Origin of the sequence: Candidatus Bathycorpusculum sp. (assembly GCF_009778815.1) — an archaeon.
GTDB classification, from domain to species: domain Archaea; phylum Thermoproteota; class Bathyarchaeia; order Bathyarchaeales; family Bathycorpusculaceae; genus Bathycorpusculum; species Bathycorpusculum hydrogenotrophicum.
In genome coordinates this window covers 1-9235 of sequence record NZ_WRFL01000077.1, presented here as the reverse complement: position 1 = coordinate 9235, position 9235 = coordinate 1, and the positions used below count along the sequence as shown (strand labels likewise).

General features: G+C 41.9%; 8 protein-coding genes. 3 read left to right on the top strand and 5 right to left on the bottom strand.

Annotation, left to right across the window (positions count from 1 at the left end):
* Nucleotides 1-1017: 1017 nt before the first annotated feature.
* Complete coding sequence (locus tag FWF39_RS10895) at nt 1018-1917, top strand: 2-oxo acid dehydrogenase subunit E2 (protein WP_343383468.1); 900 nt, start codon at nt 1018-1020, stop codon at nt 1915-1917.
* Nucleotides 1918-2025: 108 nt separating this feature from the next.
* Here FWF39_RS10895 and FWF39_RS10890 read toward each other — a convergent pair whose 3' ends face one another.
* The 3 genes from FWF39_RS10890 to FWF39_RS10880 form a co-directional block, all read right to left on the bottom strand.
* Nucleotides 2026-2565, bottom strand: a complete 540-nt coding sequence (locus FWF39_RS10890) for a DUF1697 domain-containing protein (protein WP_343383467.1) — start codon at nt 2563-2565, stop codon at nt 2026-2028.
* Nucleotides 2566-2978: 413 nt separating this feature from the next.
* Nucleotides 2979-4583 (bottom strand): hydroxylamine reductase, encoded by a 1605-nt coding sequence (hcp, locus tag FWF39_RS10885; RefSeq protein ID WP_343383469.1) that lies wholly within the window; start codon nt 4581-4583, stop codon nt 2979-2981.
* 128 nt (nt 4584-4711) lie between these two features.
* Entirely contained in the window at nt 4712-5203 is a 492-nt protein-coding gene (locus FWF39_RS10880; RefSeq protein WP_343383466.1) for a zinc ribbon domain-containing protein, read from the bottom strand.
* 86 nt (nt 5204-5289) lie between these two features.
* Between FWF39_RS10880 and metG the strand changes: the two genes are divergently transcribed.
* Together metG and FWF39_RS10870 are read left to right on the top strand one after the other, a co-directional pair.
* Nucleotides 5290-6993: a methionine--tRNA ligase gene (metG, locus tag FWF39_RS10875; protein ID WP_343383465.1), complete on the top strand. Its 1704-nt coding sequence runs from the start codon at nt 5290-5292 to the stop codon at nt 6991-6993.
* A gap of 12 nt (nt 6994-7005) precedes the next feature.
* The gene (locus FWF39_RS10870; protein WP_343383464.1) at nt 7006-7674 is read left to right on the top strand and encodes a CehA/McbA family metallohydrolase; all 669 of its coding nucleotides are present in this window, start codon (nt 7006-7008) and stop codon (nt 7672-7674) included.
* Nucleotides 7675-7886: 212 nt separating this feature from the next.
* Here FWF39_RS10870 and FWF39_RS10865 read toward each other — a convergent pair whose 3' ends face one another.
* Both FWF39_RS10865 and FWF39_RS10860 read right to left on the bottom strand, forming a co-directional pair.
* Complete coding sequence (locus tag FWF39_RS10865) at nt 7887-8615, bottom strand: dolichyl-phosphate beta-glucosyltransferase (protein WP_343383463.1); 729 nt, start codon at nt 8613-8615, stop codon at nt 7887-7889.
* 310 nt (nt 8616-8925) lie between these two features.
* Nucleotides 8926-9084 carry a hypothetical protein gene (locus tag FWF39_RS10860; protein WP_343383462.1) on the bottom strand — a complete coding sequence of 53 codons (159 nt, stop codon included), beginning with the start codon at nt 9082-9084 and terminating at the stop codon, nt 8926-8928.
* Nucleotides 9085-9235 lie beyond the last annotated feature (151 nt).

Here is a 9235-nt window from a genome sequence, read left to right as displayed (position 1 = left end):
TCCGCGGAGTTGCCCGCTTTTAACTGTTTTTTCAGAACCACAATTTTTACATTCAACCATAACAGCCACCGGCTGAATTAATATAAACACACCCTACAATATATCTATTGGTCAACACTCTCAGAAAAGAATTATGCCGACAATGAATCCGACTAGTATTGAGCCGATGCCTGCTAGGGTTTTGCTTGAATTGAAATCGCTCATTTTAGTTATACCTTAAAGCATGACATTTGATACTTTAATATAAAAACATTTGCAGTCATATTAGCGTTAATCGACATTATTCATGTATATGTGAGCAGTTGAGCTAAAATATTTCTAACAGGTCATTTTCTGAAAAAGACTTTGCATTGTATGCCTTACATGTGCATGTATGCTAAACTGGATGTGTGTAAACTATTGTTTTATCTCAGTCAGTTGTAGATATATTGGTAATTTTCCTGAAAGTTATTGCATTTAATGGAAACCCACGACAAAACGGCAACACTGCGGCTCTCATCCGATATGTTCTAAAAAGATGCTGTGACACCGAAAGAAAGATTTTGAAAAAGTTGCAGTGGCTTATTTGATTTTTCCGCTCCAAGCATAGCGGTTGGCATATCCGCTTTTTTCAAGTGTTACCCTTCTTCGGCGGGCAAGTTCTCTTTGTGTCTGTCAAATATTTCTCTGTCCACAATGGGCGGGTGGCTGTTTTCCACAATGATAGACCTTTCTTCGCCTCGTTACTTTGTGCACTTCTTATTTTAGGGAGGGTTGATCGCAAAAGATCTGGCAAAAAGCGGACAAGCCCCACAACAGACACAATTTTAGTTAGGAATCGGAGAACAAAACCATTGCCCCATTTTTTTGTTACACGCCCGATAAAAATTTCTATGCTAGTATTCTGATAAAGTCGAAAAAACCTTGGGTTGCACCGATTTTGGGGATTATCCTCTATAATGCGGTATGTAATGTGCAGGTATTCTGATAGGTTTTTTATAAAGCAAAATAATACAGTAAAAGACTTGGGATGATTTGATGGGGGAGAAGTTTAACATTCTGCGAAAAGCAATCAGCTATGAAACCACCGAGTCGTGGACAACAGTTCCGCACGTAACTTTCATTTACGAGGCGGATGTAACTGAAATGCTGAATGAATTTGGCAGACTAAACGAAAATAGTCAAAGTTTAAAATTGACTATAAACACCTTGTTACTGAAAATATGTGTAGAAGCTGTCAAAACTGCACCGCAGGTTAACGCTCATATAAAATACAACCCCAAACGTATCACCGGTGAGGTTGAAGTTATAAAAAATATAAACATAACTATGCCCTGGGTACTTGAAAACGGTGAAATTGTTCCCATAAATTTAAGAAATTTTGAAGATAAGACACTTGTAGAAATGCAAGAATACATTAATAAAATTGCACAGAAAATAAATAATTGCAATATTCATATTCCATTGTACCGAGTTGCTGTAAGTATCCTGATAGAAGAAATAAAAAAAGGACATTTGTTAAAAGCTGTTTCTGCTCTTTTAGGGATGATTCTTGATAAATCAAAGCCTAACAAAAAAGACTTTAAAGAATATGACAAGATACCCCTAAACGATAAAATAATCCCTGCTGATTTGCAACCCGGAACAATTACAATGTCTAATTTTGGCTCGGTTTGTAGGGGGTTAAACGGGTTTGTGGGAATTTTAGATATTGCTCCTCCGCAAGTTTTCGCAATAGGTATAGGTAGTATTCAAGAAAAGCCCGGTGTGATTAAAAATGAAAGTAACGAAAAATCTATTGGGATAAGAAAAATAATTCCGCTATGTTTGGTATTTGATCACCGTGCTTTGAATTTTGGTGAGATAGTGCCGTTTATTCAAAAAGTGGAGTATATTTTTGAGCATAGTGAATTACTTAGGGATTGGTATTCCAAGTAAACTATCTGCTCTTTTTGGAGTTTTTAGCGACTGCGAGATAAATCGCGGTTTTGGTCTGATGAAGTTTTCCGGGTTCCTTTAGTGTTGATTTTTTGAAAAAAATGGCTGTTACTCTTTTGATAATTCCGCTAATTTGAACGCTGTATTAGAATTGCGGATAGTTATTTTTTGGTATGTTGCCTGTTTAGCTATTGTACTCCACCGCGTTTTTGCAAAAGTTTTCACGGGTGCAGACCAAAATATGAGTTTACCGTGATATGCCACTTTTTCATATTCTGGTTTGATGTCGCCCACTTCTGCACACACTGCTTCAGCTTTTGCGGGAGGAATAACAAAAATAGCGTTATGCTTCGTATCCGGCGTGTTACCCCACCAATCCGGCGTGTGGTCAAGTGCTTCTGAAAGTTCTTGAGCAGTCAGAACGGCAACAGCTATATTTAGTCCAAACTGTTCAGCAATTAAATCTTCGCATTGCGTTTGTACTGTAACAGCATCTTTGTTGCTTGAAAAAATCACATTGCCACTGTTAATATAGGTTTGAACATTGACAAATCCGGCATTAGCAAAAACTTCTTTGAGGCGCTTCATATCAATTTTGTTATTCCCGCCAACATTTACGCCTCGCAATAGGGTAATGTAAATTTGCATATGCCACTCCGCTCCAATATACTAAATAATACTATAATTGTAGCATGATTCTTTAAAAAATTGCGGGGTTTTTTATGGATATTCCTGTTTTCTCTTTTCTGTCGGGCTGTTTATGGGTTTGTCAGGAGCTATGATTTTAGCATATTTGGTGAGTGGAAGATAAAAACTCGTCAAACAGCCGTTTTAACAATAGTGCCCTTTTTTCTGCCTATTTTTGCTCTGCAGACAGCATATACTTATGTATGCAGATATTTTTGTCTTATATGTTGATAGGAAAATATCCGTCGTCTAATTTTGTGTTATGCCGCTTTTTGCACGGTGCTCTTGAGTGGTATGCGCTGTTTCGGTCTATATTGATCAATTGTCGCTTGGGTATTAGTGTAAAATAAAAGAAGGGGTGTTGGTTTTTGGGTTTATTTTATGATGGCTTTGAGGTCTTCGTCTGCTGTTTTGGTGGGCATGATGTTGAATTTTTCCACCAGAACGTTTAGGATGTTGGGTGTGATGAAGGCGGGTAGGCTGGGTCCGAGGCGGATGTCTTTTATGCCTAAGTAGAGCAGAGAGAGCAATATGGACACGGCTTTTTGCTCATACCAGGAGAGGACCATCGAGAGCGGTAGATCATTAACTCCAACTTTGAATGCATCAGCTAAGGCTTGAGCAATTTTAATTGCGCTATAGGCGTCATTGCATTGTCCAATATCAAGTAGTCGCGGGATGCCATCAATGGTGCCCAGATCTTTGTCAAAGAAGCGGAATTTGCCGCATGCCAAGGTAAGTATGATGGTGTCTTTGGGTGCTTTCTCAACAAGTTCAGTGTAGTAGTTGCGTCCGGGTTTGGCGCCGTCACATCCCCCGACAAGGATAAAGCGTTTAATATGTCCGCTTTTAACCGATTCTATGACTTTATCAGCGATGCTTAGCACAGCATTTCTGCCAAAACCCACCATAACCGTTTTGTCTTCTTTGTCTTCTTGAAAACCTGGTAGCTCCAGAGCCTTGTTGATTAGGGGACTGAGGTCTTTGGTGTTTAAATGAGCAATGTCTGGGTAGCTGACTGGACCTGTGGTATAGATGTTTGTTTTGTAGGTTTCTGTGGGGCGCTGTAGGCAGTTGGTGGTCATTAGTATGGTGCCGGGGAATGTTGCGAATTCTTTTTGTTGGTTAAACCATGCGGTTCCATAGTGTCCATAAAAGTTGGGGTAGGCTTTGAGTTTGGGGTAGGCATGGGAGGGGAGCATTTCGCCGTGGGTGTAGATGGTTATGTTTTTGTTTTGGGTTTGTTTGAGAAGTTCTTCGAGATCGGCTAAGTCGTGTCCTGAGATGAGTATGGCTTTGCCTTTTTTATGTCCCAGCGCTACTTTGGTGGGAGTGGGGTGGCCGTATTTCTCAGTGTTGGCCTCATCGAGAAGTTCCATAGCTCGTAAATTGATTTCGCCGCATTTGAAAACCAAACTCACAAATTCATTTTGGCCCAATGTTTTGTTAAGCGGTGCGGCTAAGCCTTCTTGGATAAAGTTGAAAACCGCGGGATCTTTTTTGCCCAATAGATATGCATGGTAGGCATAGGCGGCAACGCCTTTTAACCCAAAGGTTAGCAGCCACTGCAACGAATGCAGATCAGCATTTATGGCTGGGTCAGAGTTTATGCCAACTGTTTTGCCCAGCTCAACCAAAGCCGAGTTTGTTGCTTCAAGTTTTAGATACTGGATGTTTGGTTGTAGCTCTGCGTTTTGTTCTATTAGTAGCTGTTCAGTTTTTCTTATGTAGGCTATGATGGCCTCGGAATCAAAGTTTACGTTTGTTAGGGTGGTGAAGAGAGCTTCAGCGATAAAGACATCAATTGTTTCATCGTGGTTGTTCTGTTTTTGGGTTTGGAGACTTAGTAGTTGGCTGAGTTCTCGCAATTTATAGACTAGGAGGTCTTGGAGATTTGCAACCTCAGCGGTTTTACCACAAACTCCACTGACCGTGCAGCCAGTGCCTTTGGCTGTTTGTTCACATTGATAGCAAAACATTTGATTTTGACTCATCTTTAGTCACAATAAAATATTGTTTGCTCTGCAGATAGCTGTTGCCCCGAACATATAAGGGCTCAAACAACACCCAAAATACCCCCAACAACACACAGTTGCTCATACGTCAATTATTGGTGCGGCATTACTGTTTCTAAACAAGATCCCATACCGAGTTGAGGGGTCTCTACGGTCTTAAACAGACCTAGATTTTGTATGGTGGGAACTAGTTGGTTTATGTTAATTTCAAGGTTGAAGTCTAATTTGCTCACATTAGACCCATAGCTATTATTTGCAAAACTCCAATAACCCAGCGGAACCATCAAAAAAGCAACAATAGTCACCGCCAAAACTAATACAACAACTAACCCAACCGCAATTAACACCCATGGATCTTTGCGAGACGAACTAGTTGCTGTTGTTGGTTGTGATGCTGCTGGTGGTGGAGGCGCTTGATAGGTTTGACTGTTAATTGGACTTGGAGTTGGCGGCGGCGGGGTTTGGGTGATGACGGCTACTTGGGTTCCGCATTTATGGCAAAAGAGTGCCTCTTCTTTGAGTTGGGTGCCGCATCTTCGACAATAAGCCACACTATAGCCTCCGATAGGGTATATCGGCCTCAAAATTTAAGTCTTCTCCACAACAATGGCCTTGTTCGAGTGGGTTTAGCTAGCAATTTTAATAAGGACGGATGAAACGGTTGTTGTTGATGATTGGTTTGTCTCAAAAAGTTCTGGTAACTTCTGCTTGGCCTTACATCAATGTCACTCCGCATCTGGGCAATCTAGTCGGTTCGATGCTCTCAGCCGATGTCACTGCCCGCTACTACCGTTTATGCGGTGCAGACACCTTGATGGTGAGTGGATCTGACACTCATGGTACTCCCATCGAGGTCGAAGCCCTAAAACAGGGCATAACCCCAAAAGAGCTAACAGATCGCAATCACAAAAAAGTCTCCGAGCTCTTCAAGCGCTGGGACATCTCATTTGACAATTACACCACAACTGAGAGCTCGGTGCACAAAGCCTTTGTGCAAAAAACCCTGCTTGAAATCCAACAAAACGGCTACATCTTTAGCCAAGAAACAGAGATGCTCTACTGCGAACACGACCAACGCTTCCTCCCCGATCGCTTCGTTGAGGGCAAATGTCCCCACTGCGGTGCTGAGAAAGCCCGAGGCGACCAATGCGACAGTTGCGGAAAACTCCTCGAACCCACCCTGCTTGTCGAACCCTACTGTGCCCTCTGCAAAAACCCTCCAATCGCAAAAACCACCAAACACTGGTATATTGATCTCACCAAACTCTCCGAGCCCCTCTGCCAATACATCCAAAACAACCCCCAACTTCCTCAAAACGTTAAAAATTTCAGCCTAAACTGGATAAAAGAAGGCCTAAAACCCCGCGCCGTCACCCGCGATGTCGAGTGGGGCATCCCCGCACCCTTTGAGGGCGCACAAGGCAAAACCATCTATGTTTGGATAGATGCCGTTTTAGGATATGTTTCTGCCACCATCGAGTACTACAAACAAACCGAGCAACCCGAAAAATGGCGTGAATTCTGGTTTGACAAAACCGCCCAAACACTCTACTTTGTAGGCAAAGACAACATCCCCTTCCACACAATTATTCTCCCCGCCCTGCTCTTAGCCTCCGGACAAGACTACAACCTGCCTTGGAGTGTATCAGCCACAGAATTTCTACAATTCAAAGGCCAAAAAGCCTCCAAAAGCCAACGCATAGGCATCTGGATCGATGAAGCCCTTGAAATGTTCCCCGTGGATTACTGGCGCTTCTTTCTCATATCCACCCGACCTGAGAGCAAAGACACCAATTTTACCTGGACCGCATTTGCAGAAAAAATCAACGCCGATCTAAACGACACCTTTGGAAACTTTATCCACCGCACCCTCTCATTTATCAACATCAAATTCGACAGCACCGTCCCCACACCCACCAACCCCGATGCAGATGACCAAGCCATACTTGATTGTCTAAGAGAAAAAATAACCCACGCCGCCCAAGACATCGAGAGCGGCAATCTCCAATCTGCCGCTAACACCCTTATCGCAATAAGCCGTCTTGGCAACCAATACCTAAACACCAAAGAACCCTGGAACCTCATGAAAACCAACAAAGAAAAAGCCGCTACAATCTTCTACACCGCAACCCAGATTGTGAAAGCCATAACTGTTATCTCTCAGCCCTTTATGCCCACAACCGCACAACAACTCTGGCAAACCCTAAAAATCAATGGAAAAATTGAACAAAGCCGATGGAGCGATGCATTAGTGCCTCTTGAAGCTGGACACATACTCCTAAAACCCCAACCGCTCTTCCATAAAATCGAAACCGACGAAGACAAACTAGATGAACAACTAGCTCAGATACGTACAAAAACAGCTCCCAAGTAGTATGGTGTAGGTATGACCATAAAAATTTCTGCAGATCTTCATGTTCATACTACCTACTCAAAAGACTCTCTGATAACTCCTAAAGATCTTCTCTATTATGCCAAAAAACGCGGCTTAAATGCCTGTGCCGTAACTGACCATGATGTTCTTGAAGGTGCTTACAAGATTGCTAAAGAAACTGATTTTCTTATAATTCCTGGTATGGAAGTCTCAAGTGCGGATGGTCATATTGTTGCGCTAAATGTTAAAGAGCATATCCCCAAAGGTTTTAGTGCGGTTGAAACAATTAAGCGGATTCACAAAGCTGGTGGAGTTGCTATAGCTTGTCATCCTTATGTTTATTTCAAGGGTTGTCTTCGTGAAAATGTTTGTTCGGATTTTGATGCTATTGAGGTGGTTAATGCTAGGGCGTTTCCTTTTGGGTTGAGTGTTAAAAAGGCGCAAGAGGCTGCGCAAAGGTTCAATTTATCTCAAGTTGCTGGAACTGATGCTCACTATCCGCCTCAGATTGGTTATGGTTATACTGAGATTGAAGCTAGAGATGCTACGGTTGAAGCTATTGCAGAGGCTATTGTGGCTGGGCGTTGTTCACCTCATGGTCACTCTGTACCCGCTTTTTTGAACATAGCGCAGCAGATAGCTCGGTTAAAACGTATGACCAAGAAATTTAGTCATTTATGACTCATCCAAGCTTCAAAAAACTTGACGGTTTCCTGCGTTTTTATTTCTCAGTTGGAAAAACCTTAAATCACAAGTCTGCATAAACCATGTTGGTGAGGAGTGCCTGTGAAACCGCCGGCCAAAGAAGTATTATCCTTTCATAGCCAATACGCTATGAATGCCCCTTATGAATCCTCTTTGGATTCCGGCGAAGAGAAGGAACAGACTCACCTTTACTTTTGACGATTAATTCTAAACCTAAACATATCCAAAGCAATCTTTATACTATCACGAGCCGGATTAATTTTAGAACCACCCTTATTTTTTTCCCACCAAGTTACTGCAACCTCAGTAACACGATATCCAAGCCGCTTACAACAAACAATAAGCTCAGTATCAAAAAAATAACCATCCGAACGAGAACACCCAAGCACAGACCTTGCAGTATTTCGGCTCATAATTTTAAACCCACATTGATGATCATAAATACCATCCAAAAAAAGCATTCGCACAAAAATATTGTAGGTTAAACTAAACAACGTTCGCGTAGGTTGCCTTTGCACAGCTGCACCTTTTATATGCCTTGACCCAATCACCATACCGCCCTGCAATTTGACAACCTCATAGAGCTTAGACAAACATCTCAGATCAGTAGCTAAATCCACATCCATAAATGCAATGTATCTCCCATTAGCGGCGTTAACAGCATTTTTGATAGCCTTACCTTTACCTAACCGCAATGGCGAATGAAGCAAACGTAAATGAGGGTTTGATTGCGCCAAATCTGCAACGATTTTATCAGTACCATCTTTGCTGCCATCCTCAGAAACAATTATTTCATAAGAACTGCAAAAACTCTGAAGCGCCTTCTCCACCTCATCTATACAGCGTTTAATCTGTATAGCTTCATTATAAGCCGGTAACAGTACGGAGATTTCTCTTTGAGGTGGATGGTTTTTCAAGCGGACTTTCCCTGTTGTAATGGAACAATGCGGTTTTAAGTTAAATCAATTACGCATTTCCTCAATACATATGATTGTCCTAACCACCAATAGCCAGCCACACTTTTGTTGATATGACAACGAAATGATCCGCTTAGAACTCTACTAAACCAATACCCCCGATATTACCACACATCTATATCATTTACCAAAATCAAGACAAAAACAAAAAAGAAGTCGCTAGATGTCAAAGAAAACAACCAAGCCCTCCGTTACGCGCTTAACCACATCAAAGGACAAGGGTTGCTTAAGAAAAATAATCCTCATCGGATTATTTCGACAGCGCCAGCTTATCATCAACAAAAATATGACAATATACCTTAAAAGCGCCGCCTAATGAAACCTTTATATGCTCACCTGTTTTAATGTGCCCCGTCATTATTGACCTAAAGGCAATGTCTGAATGCGTATCCTGCAATTCTTCATTCACATAAAGCCGCTCGCCAGACAAAGTATTTTCGAGAGTGTTGACCAATAGATATATTGTAGGGTGTGTTTATATTAATTCAGCCGGTGGCTGTTATGGTTGAATGTAAAAATTGTGGTTCTGAAAAAACAGTTAAAAGCGGGCAACTCCGCGG

What these genes read in the sequence shown, in the direction of transcription:
- FWF39_RS10890 (WP_343383467.1), bottom strand. Translation starts at nt 2,565, where the DNA reads ATGCAAATTTACATTACCCTATTGCGAGGCGTAAATGTTGGCGGGAAT.
- metG (WP_343383465.1), top strand. Translation starts at nt 5,290, where the DNA reads ATGATTGGTTTGTCTCAAAAAGTTCTGGTAACTTCTGCTTGGCCTTAC.
- FWF39_RS10895 (WP_343383468.1), top strand. Translation starts at nt 1,018, where the DNA reads ATGGGGGAGAAGTTTAACATTCTGCGAAAAGCAATCAGCTATGAAACC.
- hcp (WP_343383469.1), bottom strand. Translation starts at nt 4,583, where the DNA reads ATGTTTTGCTATCAATGTGAACAAACAGCCAAAGGCACTGGCTGCACG.
- FWF39_RS10870 (WP_343383464.1), top strand. Translation starts at nt 7,006, where the DNA reads ATGACCATAAAAATTTCTGCAGATCTTCATGTTCATACTACCTACTCA.